21 protein-coding genes are annotated in these 20714 nt (G+C 72.1%); 7 read left to right on the top strand and 14 right to left on the bottom strand.

Annotation, left to right across the window (positions count from 1 at the left end):
• Position 1 precedes the first annotated feature (1 nt).
• Positions 2–1066, bottom strand: a complete 1065-nt coding sequence (locus ACZ6TV_RS17940; protein WP_465298341.1) for an AI-2E family transporter — start codon at positions 1064–1066, stop codon at positions 2–4.
• 159 nt (positions 1067–1225) lie between these two features.
• Here ACZ6TV_RS17940 and ACZ6TV_RS17935 point away from each other — a divergent pair, with 159 nt between their 5' ends.
• From ACZ6TV_RS17935 to ACZ6TV_RS17925, 3 genes are all read left to right on the top strand, one after another.
• A complete protein-coding gene (locus ACZ6TV_RS17935) occupies positions 1226–1939 on the top strand; it encodes a lysophospholipid acyltransferase family protein (protein WP_465298287.1) in 714 nt (237 codons plus the stop codon).
• A 54-nt stretch (positions 1940–1993) separates the two neighbouring features.
• Positions 1994–2938, top strand: a complete 945-nt coding sequence (locus ACZ6TV_RS17930; protein ID WP_465298286.1) for an acyl-ACP desaturase — start codon at positions 1994–1996, stop codon at positions 2936–2938.
• Between the two features lie 132 nt (positions 2939–3070).
• On the top strand, positions 3071–3436 hold the full coding sequence (locus tag ACZ6TV_RS17925) for a histone-like nucleoid-structuring protein Lsr2 (RefSeq protein WP_465298285.1): 366 nt from the start codon (positions 3071–3073) through the stop codon (positions 3434–3436).
• A gap of 30 nt (positions 3437–3466) precedes the next feature.
• Here the strand turns inward: ACZ6TV_RS17925 and ACZ6TV_RS17920 are convergent, their stop codons facing one another.
• Positions 3467–5761 (bottom strand): fibronectin type III domain-containing protein, encoded by a 2295-nt coding sequence (locus tag ACZ6TV_RS17920; RefSeq protein WP_465298284.1) that lies wholly within the window; start codon positions 5759–5761, stop codon positions 3467–3469.
• Positions 5762–5892: 131 nt separating this feature from the next.
• Positions 5893–6687, bottom strand: coding sequence for a hypothetical protein (locus ACZ6TV_RS17915; RefSeq protein WP_465298283.1), 795 nt, complete (start codon positions 6685–6687; stop codon positions 5893–5895).
• Positions 6688–6751: 64 nt separating this feature from the next.
• Here ACZ6TV_RS17915 and ACZ6TV_RS17910 point away from each other — a divergent pair, with 64 nt between their 5' ends.
• Entirely contained in the window at positions 6752–7207 is a 456-nt protein-coding gene (locus ACZ6TV_RS17910) for an AAA family ATPase (RefSeq protein ID WP_465298282.1), read from the top strand.
• On the opposite strand, the gene ACZ6TV_RS17905 is transcribed toward ACZ6TV_RS17910, so the two are convergent.
• Positions 7185–7763 carry a GNAT family N-acetyltransferase gene (locus ACZ6TV_RS17905; RefSeq protein ID WP_465298281.1) on the bottom strand — a complete coding sequence of 193 codons (579 nt, stop codon included), beginning with the start codon at positions 7761–7763 and terminating at the stop codon, positions 7185–7187. The two genes, ACZ6TV_RS17910 and ACZ6TV_RS17905, sit on opposite strands and share 23 nt — an antisense overlap.
• A gap of 167 nt (positions 7764–7930) precedes the next feature.
• Between ACZ6TV_RS17905 and ACZ6TV_RS17900 the strand changes: the two genes are divergently transcribed.
• Entirely contained in the window at positions 7931–8623 is a 693-nt protein-coding gene (locus tag ACZ6TV_RS17900; protein WP_465298280.1) for a DUF6308 family protein, read from the top strand.
• A gap of 7 nt (positions 8624–8630) precedes the next feature.
• Here the strand turns inward: ACZ6TV_RS17900 and ACZ6TV_RS17895 are convergent, their stop codons facing one another.
• Complete coding sequence (locus ACZ6TV_RS17895) at positions 8631–9203, bottom strand: helix-turn-helix domain-containing protein (protein ID WP_465298279.1); 573 nt, start codon at positions 9201–9203, stop codon at positions 8631–8633.
• Between the two features lie 54 nt (positions 9204–9257).
• Here ACZ6TV_RS17895 and ACZ6TV_RS17890 point away from each other — a divergent pair, with 54 nt between their 5' ends.
• Entirely contained in the window at positions 9258–9863 is a 606-nt protein-coding gene (locus ACZ6TV_RS17890) for a class I SAM-dependent methyltransferase (protein ID WP_465298278.1), read from the top strand.
• Here ACZ6TV_RS17890 and ACZ6TV_RS17885 read toward each other — a convergent pair.
• The 3 genes from ACZ6TV_RS17885 to ACZ6TV_RS17875 form a co-directional block, all read right to left on the bottom strand.
• Positions 9858–10271, bottom strand: a complete 414-nt coding sequence (locus ACZ6TV_RS17885) for an SRPBCC family protein (protein ID WP_465298277.1) — start codon at positions 10269–10271, stop codon at positions 9858–9860. The genes ACZ6TV_RS17890 and ACZ6TV_RS17885 overlap by 6 nt on opposite strands.
• Entirely contained in the window at positions 10271–10828 is a 558-nt protein-coding gene (locus ACZ6TV_RS17880; RefSeq protein ID WP_465298276.1) for a DUF1349 domain-containing protein, read from the bottom strand. The genes ACZ6TV_RS17885 and ACZ6TV_RS17880 overlap by 1 nt, the downstream gene beginning before the upstream one ends.
• Positions 10829–10897: 69 nt before the next feature.
• Entirely contained in the window at positions 10898–11242 is a 345-nt protein-coding gene (locus ACZ6TV_RS17875) for a hypothetical protein (protein WP_465298275.1), read from the bottom strand.
• A gap of 190 nt (positions 11243–11432) precedes the next feature.
• Between ACZ6TV_RS17875 and ACZ6TV_RS17870 the strand changes: the two genes are divergently transcribed.
• Positions 11433–12125, top strand: a complete 693-nt coding sequence (locus ACZ6TV_RS17870; RefSeq protein ID WP_465298274.1) for a type 1 glutamine amidotransferase domain-containing protein — start codon at positions 11433–11435, stop codon at positions 12123–12125.
• On the opposite strand, the gene ACZ6TV_RS17865 is transcribed toward ACZ6TV_RS17870, so the two are convergent.
• The 6 genes from ACZ6TV_RS17865 to ACZ6TV_RS17840 all read right to left on the bottom strand — a co-directional run bounded on the left by ACZ6TV_RS17865 (position 12109) and on the right by ACZ6TV_RS17840 (position 20680).
• Positions 12109–13338, bottom strand: a complete 1230-nt coding sequence (locus ACZ6TV_RS17865) for a hypothetical protein (RefSeq protein WP_465298273.1) — start codon at positions 13336–13338, stop codon at positions 12109–12111. The genes ACZ6TV_RS17870 and ACZ6TV_RS17865 overlap by 17 nt on opposite strands.
• Positions 13338–14588, bottom strand: a complete 1251-nt coding sequence (locus ACZ6TV_RS17860) for a type III PLP-dependent enzyme (protein ID WP_465298272.1) — start codon at positions 14586–14588, stop codon at positions 13338–13340. Before ACZ6TV_RS17860 ends, ACZ6TV_RS17865 begins: the two co-directional genes overlap by 1 nt.
• A gap of 156 nt (positions 14589–14744) precedes the next feature.
• On the bottom strand, positions 14745–15023 hold the full coding sequence (locus ACZ6TV_RS17855) for a hypothetical protein (protein ID WP_465298271.1): 279 nt from the start codon (positions 15021–15023) through the stop codon (positions 14745–14747).
• Between the two features lie 38 nt (positions 15024–15061).
• The gene (locus ACZ6TV_RS17850; protein WP_465298270.1) at positions 15062–17800 is read right to left on the bottom strand and encodes a putative bifunctional diguanylate cyclase/phosphodiesterase; all 2739 of its coding nucleotides are present in this window, start codon (positions 17798–17800) and stop codon (positions 15062–15064) included.
• 146 nt (positions 17801–17946) lie between these two features.
• On the bottom strand, positions 17947–19317 hold the full coding sequence (locus ACZ6TV_RS17845; RefSeq protein WP_465298269.1) for an ROK family protein: 1371 nt from the start codon (positions 19315–19317) through the stop codon (positions 17947–17949).
• A gap of 103 nt (positions 19318–19420) precedes the next feature.
• The gene (locus tag ACZ6TV_RS17840; RefSeq protein WP_465298340.1) at positions 19421–20680 is read right to left on the bottom strand and encodes a sugar ABC transporter permease; all 1260 of its coding nucleotides are present in this window, start codon (positions 20678–20680) and stop codon (positions 19421–19423) included.
• Positions 20681–20714: the final 34 nt, after the last annotated feature.

Genomic DNA, 20714 nt, shown 5'->3' with positions numbered 1-20714 from the left:
GCTATCGGGCGTTCTGGCGGGGGATGAGGACCTCGCGGACGATCAGCTGGACCGCGGCGACGACCGGGATCGCGATCAGCGCGCCGACGACGCCCATCATGGCCACGCCGAGCAGCACCGACAGGATCGCGGCGAGGTCGCTGACCTTCACCGCGCGGCGCATCACGGTCGGGTAGATCAGGTAGTTCTCCACCTGCTGGTAGATGACGAAGAAGATGACGCACGCGATGCCCGCCGGGATGCTGGTGGCGAACCCGACGATGCTCACCACGATCGCGCCCAGCGTCGCGCCGATCTGCGGGATGAGGTCGGTGATCGCGACGAGGACGGCCAGCGCGTACGGGTACGCGATCCCGACGATGAGCAGGAACACGAACGACGAGATGCCGGCGATGACCGCGATGGCGAGCGCGCCGCCGAGGTAGGCGCCGACCTTCGCGAGGATCTCGTCGCCGAGCAGCGCGACCCGCTGCCGGCGGGAGGCGGGGACGAGCTTGTAGCCGCCCTCCTTCAACCGGTCGAACGCGGCCATGAAGTACAGCGTGAGCACGACCACGGTGACGATGTTGAACAGGGCGCTGAACACGACCTGCGCGCCGCCCCAGACGCCGCCGAGGGCCTTGGTGACGTTGCCGGCGGTGGCCACCGCCTTGAGCTGGTCGAGCAGCTTGTAGTCCTCGTTGAGCTTGTTGAGCTGGTCCTGGTGGCGCAGGTTGTCGATGTAGCCGGGCAGGTTCTCCACCAGCGCCCCGGTCTGCGTCACCAGCGGCGGGATGAGCGCGAGCAGGCCGCCGCACAGCAGCAGCATCGCGCCGATGCCGACGCATGCCACGGCCAGGACCCGCGGCATGCCCCACCGGGTGAGCCGGACGACGGCCGGGTTGAGGCCGATCGCCAGGAACATCGCGATGAAGATGAGCACCAGGATCGACATGACCTGGTCGACGGCCTGGTACAGGCTGTAGGCCAGCAGGAGCCCCAGCCCGCCGAACAGGCCGATGAGCAGCGGGGAGCGCCGGATCGGCGGGCCCGGCGTGCCGAACTGCGGCGGGGGCACGACGATGATGACGTCCTCGTCGGGACCGTCGGGCTCGCCGTTCTCGCCGGCTTCGTCGTTCTCGAGGTCCTGGTCGACCGACACCCGGGCTCCATTACAAGAGTAGAAAGAAACGACCTTGGGGCAGGGTACCGGGTGGCCACCAGCGAAGGTCGGTAGCGTATGAACATGGCTGATCTCGTGTACCCCCCGGTCATCGCGTTCGCGAAGACGATGTTCCGGGCGCTCAATATGCGTATTACCGTCGAGGGTGCCGAGCACGTGCCGACCACGGGTGGGGCGGTCATCGCCTGCAACCACGTGTCGTACCTCGACTTCATCTTCTGCGGCCTGGGCGCCAACGCCTCCAAGCGGCTGGTGCGGTTCATGGCCAAGGAGTCGATCTTCCGGCACCGGATCGGCGGGCCGCTGATGCGTGGCATGCGGCACATCCCCGTCGACCGGGAGGCGGGCATGGCCTCCTACAAGGCGGCGCTGGAGAACCTGAAGGCCGGCGAGGTCGTCGGGGTGTTCCCGGAGGCGACGATCAGCCAGTCGTTCATGGTCAAGGACCTCAAGTCCGGCGCCGCCCGGCTGGCCGCCGCCACCGGCACGCCGCTGGTGCCGATGGTGCTGTGGGGCACGCAGCGGTTCTGGACGAAGGGCCACCCGAAGAACCTCACCCAGCGCGGGGTGCCGATCACGATCATCGCGGGTGAGCCGCTGCACCCGACCCGCAAGGACAACGCCGACGCCGTCACCGTGGAGCTTCGGACCCGAATGAGCACGATGCTGGACCGGGCCCAGCGCGAATACCCGCATCAGCCCGACGGCGTGTTCTGGCAGCCCGCGCACCTGGGCGGCACTGCGCCGACGCCTGAGTCGCTGCTGGCCGCCGACTAGTTGAGCATGTTTCACTCTGTACCCAAACGATCCCGTGCAATCAACGGAGGTTCCGTGACGACCGAGCCCACCGACACCCTTGCCCTGCTCGACGAGCTGGAGCCGGTGGTCGAGGCCAACCTCAACCGTCACCTGGCCACGGCCAAGGAGTGGTTCCCGCACGAGTACGTGCCGTGGAGCGAGGGCCGCGACTTCGACGGCGTGCTCGGCGGTGAGGCGTGGGAGCCCGGCCAGTCGAAGCTGTCGGAGGTGGCACGCACCTCCCTCATCGTGAACCTGCTGACCGAGGACAACCTGCCCAGCTACCACCACGAGATCGCCACGATCTTCGGTCGTGACGGCGCGTGGGGGACGTGGGTGCACCGCTGGACGGCGGAGGAGGGCCGGCACGGCATCGCGATCCGCGACTACCTCCTCGCCACGCGGGCCGTCGACCCGGTCGCGCTGGAGCGGGCCCGGATGAGCCACATGGAGGGCGGCTTCGCCAACTCCTACGAGGGGCTCATCGAGTCGGTCGCCTACGTGTCGTTCCAGGAGCTGGCGACCCGCGTGTCGCACCGCAACACCGGCGCCGCCAGCGGCGACCCGCTGTGCGAGCAGCTCCTGGCGAAGGTCGCCAACGACGAGAACCTCCACATGATCTTCTACCGCAACCTGCTCAACGCCGCGTTCGACGTCGCGCCCAACGCGTCGATGCGGGCCGTGACGAAGGTCGCGAAGTCGTTCCAGATGCCGGGGCACACGATCGAGAACTTCGGCCGTAAGTCGGTGCAGATCGCCATGGCCGGCATCTACGACCTGCGCCTGCACCACGACGACGTGCTCACCCCGGTGCTGCGTCAGGTGAAGGCGTTCGAGCGGACCGGGCTGACCGGCGACGGCGAGGCGGCCCGCGAGGAGCTGTCGGCGTTCCTGGCCGACCTCGACGCGCAGGCGAGCCGGTTCGTGGAGCGGCGGGACGCCACCAGGGCGCGTCAGTCCGCCCGGGCCGCCGTCTGAGAGCGGTTACTCTTCGGGTACGCTCCAACGACCGTTCCGTGCCTGTCACTGCCCGTCTGACCGTTTTTTACACGAAATTCGGGCAACTGGCAGGTTCGGAAGTAACTCCCCGTATCGGAAGGCAGCATCGCCATGGCCAGACGCGTGATCCATGAGCTGATCGACGACCTCGACGGCGAACTCGCCGACGAGAGTGTCAGCTTCGGCCTCGACGGCGTGCAGTACACGATCGACCTTTCCGCGAAGCACGCCGGTGAACTGCGCGACACCCTCGCACCGTTCGTCGGCGCCGCGACCAAGGTCGGCCGTCTCACCCCCGCACCCACCGCGCCGGCTCGCCCGGGCGGCCGGGTCCGGCCGGTCCTGTCCGCCCGCGCCGAGCGGGAGCAGAACCGGGCCATCCGTGAGTGGGCCCTGTCCAAGGGCATCGAGGTGTCCGACCGCGGCCGGATCCGTTCGGATCTCGTCGAGCGGTACCACGCCGAGGCAGGACATTGAACCTTCGTCACACCCGCTGAGGGCATCCCGTCACGGGGTGCCCTCAGTGCTTTTCGGCCTCCGGGCCAGTCCGACGAGGACCACGCCGGCCAGGACGAGGGCCGCGCCCGTGCCCGCGACGTCGCGGACGGGGTCGCCGGTCACCGCGAGGACGCTGCCGCCCGCGTCGCCGTGCGCCGCCAGCGCGACGTGCTCCGCGCCGACCGTCACGTCCAGCGTCAGGTAGCGCGCCTCACCCTCGGTGTCGGTGCCCGCCGCGACCAGCGTGTGCGCCCCGCTGGTCTGCGGCATCGACACCTCGACGCTGAACGTGCCGGTCCCGTCGGTCATCGTCGTGGCGAGCACGGTCGGCTCGGAGTACAGCGCCACCTTCACCGTCGAGTGCGGCGCGAACCCCGACCCGCTCACCGTGAAGCGCTCACCCGCCCCGACCTCGGCACCGCTGGAACTGCCGAAGTGCCCGACCCCGGCCGGCAGGTGCGCCGGCACCGTCACCTCTTCCGGCACGGCGACCTTCGCCGGCTCGCTCCAGGCCGAGTTGCGCCCGTGCCGGCCGATCGCCTTGACCGTCACCGTGTACGTGTCGCCCCACTTCAACCCGGTGATCGTGCACGTGTTGCCCTCTTCGGTCTCGCACACCCCGTGATCGCCGCCGGGCGCGGTCGCGAGCGCCTGGAACCGCGCCACCCCCGTGCCGGGCGCCGTCGCCACCCACGACACGGTGATCGCCTCGATCCGCGCCACGGCGGTCACGGCGGTCGGCTCACCCGGCGCGACACTCGGCGTCCCGACCGCCGTCACCCACCCCGACTCGCCGGTGTGCGTCCCGTTGCTGCGGACGCGGATGGTGTACGAGGTGCCGTTCGCCAACCCGGTGATCGTGCAGTGCGGGTCCGCCGTGACACAGTCCATGCCGGGCTCTTCCTCGACGTGGACGGTGTACCCGCCGACGGCGTGCTGCGGGTCCCACGGCGCCCGCCACTCGACGTTGAGCTTCCCGTCGCCGGGCGTCACCACGAGGTCGACGGGCTCCGGCACCTCCGCGGCGGACCGGACACCAGGGCCGTCCGTCGTCACGGGCGCCGACGGCGCGCTGGGCGCGGAACTGCCGGCGGGACCTTCGGCGACGACCCGGAACGTGTACTCGACACCGGCGTCGAGGCCCGTGACCTCGCACCAGGTGGTGGACCCGTCCGCGGTGGCGCACGTCCTGGTGCCGTCCTGGACGGCGGTCACCCGGTAGCCGCGGGTTCCCGCGAGCGGGGTCGTGGGTCGCGTCCACACGACGGTCACCGACGTCGCCGAGGTGGCGGTGGCGTGGACCGCGGTCGGTGACGCCGGCGGCCCGGCCGCGACGGCCGGTGCGGTCGCGGGGGCGGACGGGTCGCTGGAGCCCGCGCCGCCGTACGCGACGACCTTCACCGTGTACGCGCCGCCCGCACCGATCCCGGTGCCGATCTCGCACGACGACGTGCCGGCGTGGGCGCCGAGGCAGCTCCCGGCGATGTCGCCCCGCTCGTCGTACGCCGTGGCCACGTAGTGGTCGACGTCGACGCCGTCGTGGACCCAGGTGACGCGGAGCCCACCCTGTACCGGCGCCGCGGACACCTGCCCGGGAGCCTCCGGCACCGCGTCGGCGTTCGCGGCGCCGGCCGCGGTGACGTCTGCGAGGCCGGCGTCCGTGTCGGTGCCGCCGGTGCCGCCGGTGCCATTGGCCATCGCGTCCGCGCCGCCGGTCGGGTCGGCGCCCGGGTCATCCGCGTCCGCCCCGTCGTCCGCCGTGCCGTCCGTGCCGTCGTCCGTGGTGTCGTCTACCCCGTCGTCCGTGGTGTCGTCTGCCGTGCCGATCGTGCCGTCGTCCGCGGTGTCGCCGGCCGTGGCGTCGTCGGTGTCGGTCGCGGGATCGGCTGCGGGGTCGCTGGGCGCGGGTCCGGGCTGGGCGACCGGGTTGCCGGTCGCGTCGTCGATGATCGCGTCGGCGGGGTTGCCGTCGGCGTCCAGCGGCCCGTGGGCGGCCGATGTCGTCGCCGTTGCCTTCGTGGGTGATGTCGCCGGGTTCCCGCCGCTCGGCCGCGCGTCGCCGGTCCCGGTCCCGGTCGGTGAGCCGCCGGCGCGCTGCGCGCTCGGCGCCCGCGAGGCCTTGGTGGACGGCGCCGGCATGCTCGCCACCCCGGACGGCTCGGGAGAGGCGTCCGGCTGCCCCATCAGACCGGCGAACGCCGGCCCGCCCGTGGCGAGCCCGATCAGCCCCGCCGCCACCAGCGCGAGACCGGTGCGCACCCGCCGGCGCTTCGACCCGGCGCGACCTCTGACACTCGACGTCATGCCGTCCCCCGTCACCGACGATCGTCCGCGTCCCGAAGACGCGAGCACGATTCGCAATCTAGTGACTACGGAACGTGTTCATCGTGAAAACCGGGATCCGGGTCGAGCGGCCTGATCAGTGGGGACGCCGGTCAGGGAGCGGTCGAACTGGCGTGGATCGCGAAGGCGGCCAGCAGCACGAACGGGGCGAGGATGCCGGCGATCACCTGCGGGCGGCGCAGCAGCGGCCGGCCGGCGTCCATCGGCTGGACGGGTGCGGCGCCCGGCTGCGGGGCCGGGGCCGCCAGCCCGGCCACCTTCTTCATGGCGGCCCAGTTGAGCAGCAGGGTGACCAGCGCGACCACGGAGAAGATGCCGTACCAGCCAAACGTGAAGATCTTCTGCTGGAGCGCCCGGAACTCGGCGGTGCCGCAGTCGCGGCAGAACGGGCCCGGGCTCCGGGTGTAGCTGCCCCAGACCAGCACGGACTGGACGGCACGGAACTTGGTGTCCGCGGCCGGGACCGCACCGCAGCAGCGGCACTGCAGGATCGGCGTCGACGGGCCCGGGTCGGCGCCGACCGCTGCCGCGAAGGCGGTGAGGCTGCCGGCGGGGCCGGTGGCGAGGCGGTGCATCACCTGCTGCGCGGGCCGGATCCGGGCGCCGCCGGGCAGGTCCAGGGCGGCGTGGTCGCCCTCGCGGACCCAGGCGCCGCCCAGCTGGCGCCGGATCACCTCGCCGACGTACCCGCCCACCATGGACACCCGGGCGTCGAGGTCCTTGCCGAGCAGCCCGCGCGGGCGCGGCCGCCCGTCCGGCGCCTCGGTGCTCAGGAACCGCTCGATCTCCCACAGCGACGACGGCGAGAAGTCGGCGCGGTAGCCGGCCGCGGTCAGCGCGGCCACGGCCCAGTCCGCGCCCGCGCGCACGTCAATGTCGATTGCCACGGGCAGGATCTTGGCACATCGACCGCATACCGTAAACGGACCGAACAGGCATTAGAGTCGCGGTGTGGCGCGGGTACTGGTGACCGGCATGTCCGGGGCGGGGAAGTCCACGGTCCTGGCCGAGCTCGCCCGCCGCGGCCACACCACCGTCGACACCGACCACGACGCCTGGACCCTGCCGGACGGCACGTGGGACGAGCCCCGCATGGCCGCGCTCCTCGCCACCCACCCCGACGTCGCCGTCTCCGGCACCACCGACAACCAGGGCCGCTTCTACGACCGCTTCGAGCACGTCGTCCTGCTGAGCGCCCCGCTCGCCGTGCTCCTGCACCGCGTCACGCACCGCACCGGCAACCCGTACGGGCGCACCCCCGGCGATCGGGCGGAGATCACGCGGTACACCCGCGAAATCGAACCCCTGCTGCGGCGCGGCGCGTCCGTCGAACTGGACGGCCGCCGCCCGGTCACCGAGCTCGCCGACGAGGTCGAGGCGCTGCTCAGCGCCCCAGCCGCGCGTTGAGCCCGTCCCGGACCCGCGCCCAGTCGTCGTCGACGATCGAGTACACGACGGTGTCCCGCCACGACCCGTCCCCCCGCCGCCGGTGCTTGCGCAGCACCCCCTCGCGCGTGGCGCCGAGCCGCTCGATGGCCCGCTGCGCCCGCTCGTTGAGCACGTCGGTGACCAGCCCGACCCGCACCGCGCCGAGCGTCTCGAACGCGAACGTCAACATCAGCAGCTTCGCCTCGGCGTTCGCCCCGCCACCCCACCACCGCTGCCCCAGCCACGTGTAGCCGATCGTGATCGCGCGCAGCCCAGGATCCGGGTCCGCGAACGACGTCGTCCCTGCCACCTCCCCGGTGACGGCGTCGACCTGCGCGTACGGCAACCGCACCCCCCGAGCCCGCCCGGCCAGCGCCGCCTCGATGTGCCCCCGCGCGTCCCGCACCGTCACCGGCCGCGCCAGCGCCCCACCGGCCGGACTCTGCCACCGGAAGATCTCCACCGACTCGTCCGCACTCCCGGCCGCCGCGAGATACCCCTCCGCGTGCTCCACCCGCAGCGGCTCGAGCCTCACCCGCCGCCCCACCAACTCCGGCATCGCATACCATTCCCCGTCATTCACCACCCCCGAATCATGGCATTTGAACCAGCAATGAGGAGACCCGTCAACCTATCGACCGGATCACATCGGCCATCATTCAGCCGAAGCGGCGATACCCCGCAGATCGATACGCTGCCGGCATGCTCCCGAATCTGATCGACTTCATCGGCGGCGCAAGCGTCGTTCCAAATTTGCGGAACTATTTCGACGAAGCGTCGCCCCGATTCACCGGTCGAAGATTTGAAGCGCTCGCAGGTGGTGGCGATCGCCCCGGCAGCCATTCCGTGTTCACCGCTGCGGACATTGTGGCGGTGCAGACGCTGAGCGTCGTCGTTCCCGCCGAGGTGGCCATCGACCTTCTCGACGGTGCTCTCGGACGGCAGCTGGCGGACCTGCTTGCTGGGATCGCCGTGTGCGCGGAACTGGGCACCGATGGAAGCGGTGAGCTGGTGGATGACAACAGCCCGGCGGACCAGGCGTGGCGCCTTCTGGAGAGCCGGCCGAAGGTCGGCTTCGTCATCGCCGGAAAGCTCATGGCCCGCAAACGCCCGCACCTCATCCCCGTCTATGACAGTGTCGTCGCCTGTCTGTTCGGGAAGCCGGCCGGAGGAGTGTGGTTGGCGCTGCACGACCGGCTCATCGAGAATGGTGGCGCGCTGCGCGACGCGTTGGCGCTGGCCCGTGTCCAAGCCGGCGTCCCCGCCACCGTGAGTCTCCTGCGCATTCTGGATGTCGCGCTGTGGATGAGCCACCGCGCCGCCCATCGCGAGTCCAATTGCTCCGGCTTCCGCACTGTGTTGCTCAGCGAAGGCCCAGCGGCAGCGGTCGATTGACGCCTGGTCAGCGGGGGGAGAGGTGGGCTCGTTCGCCCTGGGGGCCGAACATGGTGAGGAGCTCGGCGGGGTGGGTGCCGGCGCTGCCGAGCCAGTGCGGGACGCGGGTGTCGAACTCGGCGGCCTCGCCGGGGCCGAGGCACAGGTCCTGGGTGCCGAGGATGAAGCGGATCGTGCCGTTGAGGACGTAGAACCATTCGTAGCCGTCGTGGGTCTGCAGGGTGGTCGTCGGGGACTGGCCGGCCGGTGGGTAGATGACCTTGTAGGTCTGGATGCCGCCGGGGCGGCGGGTCAGTGGGATGACGGTGAGGCCGTTGCGGCGCAGGGGGCGCAGGTGGATGCGGGGGTCGCCGGTCGGTGGGGCGGCGACCAGGTCGTCGAGGGGGACGCCGTGGGCGCGGGCCAGCGGGAGGAGCTGCTCCAGGGTCGGGCGGAGCTTGCCGGTCTCCAGGCGGGACAGGGTGCTGGCGGTCAGCCCGGTCTCCAGCGCCAGGTCGGCGAGGGTGGCGTTGCGGGCGCGGCGCAGGGCACGCAGGCGTGGGCCGACCCCGAGCAGCACGTCGTCCATGACGCCCAGCATGCGGATCCGCAACTTTCCTTGCAAGCGGCGCCGGGCAGCAGGACGGTGGAGGGCATGAGCGAGGCTGAGGAGTTCTGGGAGCGGCACTACCGCACCCACCAGGCGCCGGGTCGGCGGGTCAACCCGATCCTGGAAGAGGTGGCCGGACCCCTGGCGGCGGGGGACGCGCTGGATCTCGGGTGCGGCGCGGGCGGGGACACGTTCTGGCTGGCGGCGCGGGGCTGGCGGGTCACCGCCGTGGACATCTCCGGCAGCGCCGTCGAGCGGGTCAGGGCGCACGCCGGCGGTGGTGCGGTGACGGCCGAGCGGCACGACCTGACCGAGAGCTTTCCCGGTGGGGCGTTCGACCTGGTGTCCGCGCAGTACCTGCAGACGCCGTTCGCGATGGATCGGCCGCGCGTGCTGCGTACCGCGGCGGAAGCCCTGAAACCGGGCGGGCTGCTCCTGGTCGTCGACCACGGCTCCATCGCACCGTGGTCGTGGAACCAGGACCCGGACACGCACTTCCCGACGCCGGACGAGATCGCCGGTGAGCTGGACCTGGACGCCGGGCGGTGGCGGGTGGTCCGGTCCGGCATGCCGCGGCGGCAGGCCACCGGGCCCGGCGGCCAGACCGCCACCGTCACCGACAACGTGCTGGTCGTCCAACGGCGGTCATGACAAACGGCGGGCCAGCTCGTCCAGGACGGCGGGCCACGCCCCGGCGAACTCGTCGCGGATCGCCGACGTCGGGAAGCCCTGCTGCTCCAGGCGGATCCGCTGTCCGCCGGGCGCGGCGGCGACCGTGATCCGCACCTGGGTGCTGAAGGACGGCTGGTCCGCGAACACCGCGGTCATGTCGTAGGCCAGGCGCGAGGGCCGGTCGACGGCGGTCAGCACCCGCTCCTCGCGGAACGCGTCGCCGTCCGGCACCTGGAAGGCGACCGACCAGCGGCCGCCGACGCGCAGATCGAGGGACGAGTCGACGACCCAGTCCGGGCGTTCGCTGTCGTACAGCGCGACGAAGCCGTCGAAGACGGCCTCCGGCGACGCGTCGATGACCCGGTCGACGTCCAGTGCGTAGCTCATCACTCGAGGTTGTCACGGGGCATCGGCGGGCCGATGTGCAGGTCCCGGAAGGTGGCCTCGAGGCCGGCGCGCTCCGGGGAGCAGCACATGACGCCGACGCCGACGGTGGCCGGGAGGTCGAGGTGCCCGAGGCGCAGCAGTTGCCACGGGTCGTCGCCGGCGCGGCAGTGCACGGTGACGGCGGTGCCGAAGCGGGACACCCGCAGCGCGACCGCGGTGGGGGAGCCCGGAAGCGCGACCATCGACACGTCGGAATAGTCGCGGGTGTACACGGTGCTGACGTGCAGGGTGCCGGAGGTGATCTCGAGGCCGGTCTTCAGCCAGTTGCGCGCGTCGGCGCGCAGCATCATGCCGGCCTGGTCGAAGCGGGTCGTGTGCTTCGCGGACACCAGCACTGAGGCGGTGAAGTCGCCGGTCACCGGCCGGTGGTAGAAGTGCCCGTTGCCGGTGGTCCAGCCGTAGAACGTCTCGCGCCAGAAGTCGGTGCGCAGGTCCGTGACCGCGCGGAGCACGCCGTCCTCGACGGACCACTCGCCGGGCTCGTTCAACCAGGACATGTCGGTCAGCACATCGAGGAGCTTAAGCGAGCCGGTCGCCTGCCGGGGGACAGGCGACCGGCACCCGCGTCAGTACGTGTAGCTCAGCCCCGACTGGTACGGCGTCAGCGTCCGCTGGCTCACGACGCTGCGGTACGTGTACCACCCCCATTTGCGGCAGAACAGCTGGTAGCTCAGGGTGTTGTAGGACCCGGAGCCGACCCGGACCTGCGGGTAGATGACGTTGTCGCCCCAGTCGCCGCCCGCCGGGCCGCTGGAGAGCGTGTCGACCGCCCAGTAGATCCCGTCGACGGTCCCGCCGTCGGTGCAGTTCCAGGAGCCGAAGTTGACCCACACGTTGCCGGTGGACCAGGCCGCGGCGGGGCTGGCCTGGAGCGTGACGGCGCCCACGCCCATCACGACGGCCGCTGCCACGGATGCGACTCTGGCGCGCACGGTCTTCCGCATTGGAGCCTCCAATCAAGCATTGCGAGGTGAGCGGTTCGACAGTGACAGCCATCGCAGCGAGCGGGCCATTTTCTGCGCAGTACTGCTTACCGGCCCGGGTGCCGGAATCACCCGCCGGGGCTGTGGCAGGCGCAGGAGGGGCGGGGACGATTTGGGCATGGCGAAGATCCTGTTCGTGATGACCGGGGCGAGCTACTGGACGCTGCGGGACGGCACGAGACATCCGACCGGGTACTGGGCGGAGGAGTTCGCGGCGCCGTACAGCGTGCTGACCGAGGCTGGGCATGAGGTGGTGGTGGCGACGCCCGGTGGGGTGGTGCCGCACGTGGACGTGATGAGCCTGCGGCCGGAGATGGCCGGTGGGGCGGACGTGGCGCTGGAGCTGGAAGCGACCATGCGGGAGGCGGAGGAGCTACGGCGGCCGGTCGACATCAAGGACGTCCGGGTCGAGGACTACGACGCCGTCTACTACCCGGGTGGGCACGGGCCGATGGAGGACCTGTGGCAGGACGCCGACTCGGGGCGGCTGCTGGCCGCTGCCCTCGCCGGTGGCCGCCCGCTCGCCGTGGTGTGTCACGCTCCCGTGGCCATGCTGGCGACGCGGCGCGACGGGAGGTCGCCGTTCGAGGGGTACCGGGTCACGGCGTACACCAACGACGAGGAAGCGGCGGTCGGGCTGGCGGACAAGGCCAGGTGGCTGGCCGAGGACGAGCTCGTCGCGCTGGGCGTGCAGTTCAGCCGTGGCGAGATCTGGAAGCCGTACACGGTCGTGGACCGCAACCTGTTCACCGGACAGAACCCGGCGTCGGCGGGACCGCTCGCGCAGGAGCTGCTCAAGACGCTCCCTTGAGGTTGAACAGGCGGAAGCGGACGAGGGCGGCGAGCGCCGCCGCTCCCAGGGTCGCCGCCGCGACACCGCTGACGAGGCCGATCGCCGGCGCCGCGACCAGGGCCGGCAGGAAGCGCACGGCGATCGCGCCGCCGAGGGCGCGGGTCGAGGCGCTCCACGCGAGGACCCTGGTCACGGTGCCGGGTGTGACGTCGCGGGCGATCCGGGCGTCCATGCCGCCTTCGAAGGCGGTCATCGACAGTCCGGACAGGAACTGCGCGGCGAAGAGCCCGGCCACGTGTGCCGGGGCGAGGAGCCAGCCGATCAGCATCCCGACGCCCCACAGCGGCCAGGTGACCTGGATGGGGAGGCGGAGCTTGCCGACGGCGGTGACCGCGGACGACGACAGCAGGCAGCCGGCGCTGAACGCGATCGCCGCGCCCGCCACCGCGGCGTGCCCGTGCAGCTCGCTCGCGAGGGCCACCGACAGCAGCGTCGGGCCCGCCGCGAGGAGGGTGACGCACCCGCCGCCGGCGAGCACCGGCCACGGCAGCCTGGCCCGGTGCCGCTCCAGCCGCGTGGCGGCCGGCGGTGCCGAGGCGGAGTCACGCACCCGCGCCCGCCGTGCGGTGAGGATCGTCGGGACGAGGCTCAGCCCGTACACGAGGAACACCACGACCTCGAAGTTGCCGCGCAGCGGGAGCAACGCGGCGACGCCGGCGCCGGCGGCCTCGACGGCGGCGATGGACAGGGCGTAGCGGGTCATCGCCTGCGGGCGGGCGTCGACGGCGGCGACCTCGGCGCGCATCGCGGCGAACCCGGCGTAGGCGGCGACGTGCATGACGACGATGCCCGCCGCGATCAGCTTGCCGTCGTAGCCGGCGAGGAGCGCGGCGAGCGTCGCGACCCGCAGCGTGCCCTCGGTGCCGCCGGCCAGCAGCAGCAGCTTGCGCCCGGGCAGGTGCCGGGCGAGGCGGCCGGTGACGGGCGCGGACAGCACGACGCCGAGGAGCATGGCGGCGTTGAAGAGGCCGGCCAGGGCGAGGCCGCCCCGGTCGACGGCGACGAGGTTGAAGACGGTCCAGCCCAGGGACAGGCCGAACGAGTCGACGAGCCCGGACACCATGACCTCGCGCAACCGCCCGGCGCGCCGCCGCCCGCCGGGCGTGACGCTGCGGTGGCGGGCGGGGCGTTCGGGCCGGTGCGTCCGCGGGGGCGCAACGGCCGTGGTCATCAGCTGCTGCCCACCCGCGCCGCGGGCGGCTGCGCCGGCAGGTGGACGGGAGCGGCCGACGGGGCGACACCGCCGACGAACACGGGCTCCGGCGGCGGGAAGCCGTTGAAGTTCGAGGCATAGCTCAGCGTGTACGCGCCGGCGGAGCCGATGTACAGCCGGTCGCCGACGTCGATGGTCGACGGGAGGTTGACGCCGTAGAACATCGTGTCGGAGCTGTCGCAGGACGGCCCGGTGACGGTGAACGGCAGATGCGGCACGAGGGCGTGGTCGGTCCGTGACGTCCACAGCGGGAAGCGCCACTGCTGCACGGTCTGCTGGGTCTCCATCATGCCGTGGTAGGCGCCGATGTCGAGGTACAGCCAGTTCTCCCCGGCCCGGACCTCGCGGCCGAGGACGGAGGACACCATGACGGAGCTCTCCGCGACGAGGTGCCGGCCCGGCTCGGCGGCGAGGACGGCCGGCCGGTAGGGCAGCAGCTCGTCCAGCGCGGTGACGATCGTGTCGGCGATCTGGGTCAGCGACGGCACCCGCTCGACGTAGCGGGCGGGGAAGCCGCCGCCGAGGTCGAGCATCTCCAGGTGCACGCCGTCGGTGGCGAGGGCCGCCATGAGTCGGCCGGCGGCCGCGATCGCCTGCCGCCACGCGCTCGTCGTCGCGCACTGCGACCCGACGTGGAAGGTCACGCCGTACGGGCGCAGGCCCAGCTCACGGGCGAGCAGCAGCAGCGCGCGGGCCTCGTGCGCCTCCGCGCCGAACTTGCGCGACAGCGGGAAGCTGCTGGTCGAGTCGTCGACGCGCAGCCGCATGTAGACGGCGGCGCCGGGGGCGAGCTGGGCGAGCTTGCGCAGCTCGCCCTCGGAGTCGAAGCTGAAGCGCCACAGGCCGGCCTTGCGGGCCTCGACGATGGCGGCGGGCGGCTTGATCGGGTTGCTGTAGAGGACCTCGGCGGGGTCGACGCCGATCTCCTGCAGCATCCGCAGCTCGCCGATGGAGGCGACCTCGAAGCTGGAGCCGAGCGCGGCGAGGGTGCCGAGGATGTCGGCGCTGGGGTTGCACTTCATCGCGTAGAACGTCTGCACGCCGGGGATGGCGGCGGCGAACGCGGTGTACCGGTCCACGACGGTGTCCAGGTCGACCGCCAGGAACGGCGTCGGCACGTCGAAGCCCGCCAGCGCCCTCGGGCCGAGAGCGGCCGGCCAGTGCCCCGGAAGGTCGAGACGCGCCTGGTCGGTGATGGCAGCCGTCATGTGAGATGTACTCCGATCCTACGAAATTGCCTGGTCAGATTGGCTCAGCACGCGCCTGACCAAGGTCCCGTGGGACGGTTGACAATTCGGTGCCGGCCGCGGTGCAGCCAGGTTTCAGCGGTCGGCGTCTTCCGCTGCCGTACAGGTGGGTGTGCGCTATCCGGCCAGGGCCTCCGCGATCAGGGCGAGGAGCTCGTCGTGGAACCGGCCCGTGCTCAGCAGCGCGGTGCGGGGACCGGACAGCAGGGGTTCGCCGCGCAGGTCGGTCGCGCGGGCGCCCGCCTCGGCGAGGATCACGGAGTACGGGGCGAGGTCCTCGTAGCCCATCTCGTCGCCGGCGATGACGATCGCGTCGGTCAGGCCGCTCAGCAGGGCGCCGACGCCGAAGACGTACCCGTTGGTCAGCGTCGCCGGGTCGACCGGCGGCGTGGTCATGCCCGCCACCGTAGCCCGGCGCGGACCATCGGGCCGGCTCAGGCGGCGATCGCGGCCGGGTCGCGCAGCAGGGCACCGGCCTCGTCGGCGGGCAGCGGGCGGGAGAAGTAGTAGCCCTGGCCCAGGTCGCAGCCCATCCGGCGCAGCGCGAGGAACTGGGCGTACTGCTCGATGCCCTCGGCGACGGTGGCCATCCCCAGGCTCTGCCCGAGCTGCACGATCGTGCGGGCCAGGGCCGCGTCCGGGGTCGCGCCGCCGATGCGCTCGACGAACGAACGGTCGATCTTCAGCGTGTCGACGGGGAAGCGGCGCAGGTACGCCAGCGACGAGTAGCCGGTGCCGAAGTCGTCGATGGCGAGCTTGACGCCGATCGCCTTGAGGCTGAGCAGGACCGCGAGGTTCTCCTCGGTGTCGGTCATCAGGACGCTCTCGGTCATCTCCAGGCACAGCCGCTCCGGCGGCAGCCCGGTGTCGGCGAGGACCGCGGTGACGATCGCCGGGAGGTCGGTCTGGTCGAACTGGCGGCCCGACACGTTGACGGCCATGGTGAGCGGCCGCTGCGGGTCGAACCGGCCCCATTCGACGCACTGCCGGCTGGCCTCGGCGAGGACCCACTGGCCGAGCGGCCGGATGAGCCCGGTCGACTCCGCCAGGGGGATGAAGTCCGCCGGGGAGATCATCCCGCGGACCGGGTGCTGCCAGCGTACGAGCGCCTCGAAGCCGGTGATGGTGCCGGAGCGCAGCTCGATCGTCGGCTGGTAGTACAGGACCAGTTCGCCGGTGCTGCCCTCCAGCGCGCGACGCAGGTCGGCGGCGAGCTGCAGCCGGTCGACGAGGCCGGTGTGCATGGCGGGGTCGTAGCGGGCGAAGGTGCCCTCGCCGGTCGCCTTCGCGCGGTACATGGCGAGGTCGGCGTTGCGCATCAGCTGGTCGGCGTCGGTGGCGTCGGGGCCGGTGAGGGCGATGCCGATGGAGCCCTGCACGTGGATCTCGGTGTTGTCGATGTCGAACTGCCGGTCGAGGGCGTCGATGATGCGGGTGGCGAGGTCGTCGGCGTCGCCGGCCGCTCCCTCCGCGTCGCCGGCCAGGTCGATGAGGACCGCGAACTCGTCGCCGCCGAAGCGGGCGACGGTGTCGCCGGGGCGCACGGCGGCGCTGAGCCGGTCGGCGACCTGGACCAGCAGCTGGTCGCCGGCGGCGTGGCCGAGGCTGTCGTTGACCTCCTTGAACCCGTCGAGGTCGAGGAAGAGCACGGCGATGTCGGCGTCGCCGCGGCGGCGCAGCGCGAGCTCGACCCGGTCCTTGAACAGGGCCCGGTTCGCGAGCTTGGTGAGACCGTCGTGGAACGCCTCGTGGACGAGCTGGTCCTCGAGCTCCTTGCGTTCGGAGATGTCGCGGGAGTTGAGCACCAGGCCCTGCACGTTGAGGTCGGTGAGGAGGTTGGTGACGGTGACCTCGGCGAGGCGGAACTCGCCGTCGGCGTGCCGCATCGGGATCTCCACGACCCGGCTGGCGTAGGGGGTCTCGGAGACCGCGCCGAACGCCTCCTCGAGCCGGCCGCGGGCCTCGGCGCCGAGGAAGTCGAGGATGCGTTGCCCGGTGACGTGCTCGCGGGGGTAACCGAAGACACGGGTGATCGACTCGGACTGGTAGGTGACGGAGCCGTCCAGCGCGACGACGGTGACGACGTCGGAGCTGTGCTGCACGAGCGCCTGGAAGCGCTGCTCGCTGGCGCGCAGTTCGGCGGTACGGGCCTCGACCCGGTCCTCGAGGTCCTGGGTCAGGTTGCGGTTCTCCAGCAGGGTGAGCAGCTGCCGGCCGACGATGAGCAGGATGATCGCCGAACGCGACCAGGACACGACCGGGTCGTGGGCGCCGTGCCGGAGGACCTCGAACGTGCTGGTGATCAGCGAGCCGACAACGGCGAGGTACGGCAGCATGACGCCGAGCGGTCGGGTCAGCGCCGCGGGTGTCTCGACCTCGTGCTCGGTCTCGGGCTTGCGGGACGCGATGAGGATCAGGGCGAAGCCGACGAACCAGCCGAGGTCCAGCACGGCGCCGGAGCCGTAGCTGTCGACGAGCGTGAGGTACGCGTAGCCGCTGTCGGAGACGGTGAACGCGGCCAGGCCGGTGCCGACGAGCGGCAGGGACATGGGCCGCTGCCCGCCGGCGCGCAGCCGGGCGAGCATGAACAGCACGACGGTGAGCACGACGACGTCGCCGCCGGGGTACCAGAGGGTGACCAGCAGCGCGAGGAAGCTGTCCGCGCCCTGCCGGGCGAGCGGGCCGAGGATCAGGATCCAGGTCATGAGCAGCAGCGACACGGCGATCATGAGGCCGTCGAGGATGCTGCGCGCCTGCTGGGCGACGCTCTGCCGGCTCATCGGCAGCACCAGCAGGCCGGTGGCGGTGAACGGCATCATCCAGAAGTAGCCGGCGTCGGCGAGGGAGGGGAAGGGCACCTCGACGCCGAGGAACGTCTCGTACCAGATGCAGAAGAACTGCCCGACGCCCCAGGACAGCGCGCCGAACCCGGTCAGTGCCCAGGACCAGCGCACCCGGCGCGGAGCCGGGCGCAGCGCCTTGGCGAGACAGCCCCAGGCGGCGGTGAGCGCGGCGGCGAACAGGGCGATGTTGGACGTGTTCTGCGAGACCATCGGGCCGCCGGCGCCCGTGACGAGCACGGCGAACAGGGCGACGGTGACGGCGGCGACGCAGCCGCAGAGGATCGCGAACCCCCGGTGCTGGGCCACGACATGCTGCAGCCTGGTCAACATGCGCCTGTCGCCTCCCTGTCGCAGTTCCCGTCCAGTGACCGGCAAGATCGGGCGACAGGATGCGGAACTGAGACGTCGCGGGTCCCGGCAACCGCACCGCACCCAGGAAGCCCCGGAAACCGCGGGTGAGTGGCGCGGGACCGCGGTCAGGCGAAGTCGAGCGGGTCGGCGAACAGCGGCTCGAACGCGAGCTCGGCGGCGCCGAGCAGGGCGGCGTCCTCGCCGAGGACCGGGGTGCGCAGGCGGACGTGTTCGCGGCAGGCGGGCAGGGCGTTGCGGTTGAGGCGGCTGCGCACCTGTGCGGCGGATGCGAGGTACACCTCCCGCAGCGTCCCACCGAAGATCACCATCTCGGGGTTGAAGATGTTGACGAGGTTGGCGACGCCGAAGCCGAGCCAGTCGCCGACCTGCCGGACCGCCGCCTGCGCCGACGCGTCGCCCCGGCCGGCCGCGTCGACGACGGCGAGGATGCCGTCGCGGCCGGCGGAGGGGTTGCGCCCGGCGGCGGCGAGCAGCGCGTGCTCGCCGATCTCGGTCTCCCAGCAGCCGTGGGAGCCGCAGCTGCACGGTTTGCCGGCCGGGTTGACGACCATGTGCCCGACCTCGCCGCCGTAACCGCCGTGGCCGGTGACGGGCCGCCCGGCGGCGATGATGCCGCCGCCGACGCCCGCGTCGCCGTACAGGTAGACGACGTTGTCGCAGCCGACGGCGGCGCCCCGGGCGTGCTCGGCGAGCGCGGCGAGGTCGGCGTTGTTGCGCACCTGCACCAGCGGCCGGGTCTGTGGCGGTTCGGCGCCGTCCGGTTCCTCGAAGTCCTCGTCGATGTCGTCGGCGGCGCCGGTACCGCCGGTGGACAGCCGCGCGGCGACGAGGCCGTCCCGTACGGGCGTGCGCTGCACCGGGACGACGCCGGTGGCGGGGCCGCGCACGCCGGTGGCCGGGAACAGGTCGACGCCGGTGCTGGTGATGACGTCGGCGAGGGCCTCGCCGAGCGGCTGGTCGACCCAGCCGAGCTCCGGGCCGAGCCGGACGAACCCGTCCTCGCGGCGCACCATGGCGGAGACCGCCGCGGCGCTGCCGACGAGCCGGGCGCCGGGCGGGGCGGCCTTCTGCATCTGCCGGACGAAGTCGGCGATCGGCGCGACGACCTGGGCGGCGCTGCGGTCGCCGCGTTCGCGGACGGCGGCGTGCCGGTCGAGCACCGTCCCGCCGAGCCCGACGCGGGCCGCGACGATCCGGTCGACCTCGACGGCGAACGCGAAGACGTACACGTGCTCGGACTCGGGGCGCACGACCAGCGACGGGCGCCCGGCCCGGCCGCGCTGCTCGCGGGGGACGCCTTCGCTGACGAGCCCGGCGGCGGCGAGGTCGGCGGTGAGGGCGCCGATCGTGCTGCGGTTGAGGCCCAGGCTCGTGGTCAGGTCGGCGCGGGACATGGCGCCGTGGAGGTGCACGGATCGCAGCAGAGCACCGAGGTTGCTCCTGCGGATCTCCTCCTGGCTGGGGCCGACGCGCATGCTCGTCTTTCTCGTTGGTGGTGCCTGGCGCTTACCGTACGACCGGCCCGCCGGGCGGAACAGGTCCGTTCTGGCACCTGTTTCGACCGGCGGGAGGGCGCGGCTATCTCAGCCCGGCTGATGCGGCCCGGCGCCGGGAAAGGGCGTCGATGCCGGCGGCGGCGAGCAGGACGACACCGGTGACGATGAACTTCTGCCCGGCGCTGTACTGCATGAGGCCCATGCCGTTCTCGATGACGGCGACGACCGCGCCGCCGAGGACGGCGTCCAGGACGCGGCCCTTGCCGCCGAAGAGGCTGGTGCCGCCGATGACGGCCGCGCCGACGGCGTAGAGCAGCACGTTGCTGCCGCCGGTGTTCGGGTCGACGGACGCCTGCCGCGACGCGGCGATGATGCCGCCGACGGCGGCCATGGCGGAGCAGATCACGAAGACGGAGATGCGGATCCCGTCGACGTTGATGCCGGCCCGGCGGGCGGCCTCCTTGTTGCCGCCGACCGCGTACAGGTGCCGGCCGTAGGCGGTGCGGCCCAGCACGAACGTCCAGATCACCAGCAGGATGCCGATGAGCAGGACGACCATCGGCACCCCCTTCTGCGAGAACAGGATGTTGCGGCCGCGTTCGAGGTTGAGCACGTAGACGCCGACGCCCATGAGCGCGGCGATCGTGCCGACCCGCAGCGCGATCACCGACGTCGGCTCCACGGCCAGGCCGCGGCGGGCGCGGCTGGTGCGCTTCCACAGCTGCAGCGCGGCGATTCCGGCGATCGTCACGCTGTACAGGATCCAGCCCTGCAACGGGGTGAACCGGCCGTCGAAGTTGATCAGCTTGATCGCCGGGTCGTCGACGGAGATGATCGTGCCGCCCTTGATGAGCAGCAGCACCGCGCCCTGGAAGGCGAGGAACGCGGCCAGGGTCACCACGAACGACGGGATGCCGATCTTCGACACCAGCAGCCCGATGACGATGCCGATGGCGACGCCGGTCACGACCGCGCCGAGGATCGCCACGTACCAGGGGAAGCCGTGCGTGGTCAGCAGGGTCGCCAGGACCGCGGCGCAGACCCCGCTGGCGTACCCGGCGGACAGGTCGATCTCGCCGAGCAGGAGCACGAACACCAGGCCCATGGCGATGACCGTGACGGCGGCGCCCTGGGACAGCAGGTTGGCGAAGTTCGCGGCGCTGAAGAACACCGGCCGCGCGACGGAGAAGATGATGGTGAGCGCGATCAGGCCGAGGATGGCGGGCAGGGCGCCCATGTCCCCGCCACGCACTTTCTGGAAGTAGGTGCGGACGTACAGCCCGAGCGTCGCGGGCTGTCCTCCGGACGCCTTCTCCTCCGGCGGCACCGTCGAGACGGTCATGACGTCACCTCCGCTGCGCTCCGGCGCCGCCCTG

The organism is Dactylosporangium sp. NPDC051087 (genome assembly GCF_055586325.1).
Note: the sequence above shows the minus strand (reverse complement) of the source record. Positions and strands in the feature narration are given on the sequence as shown.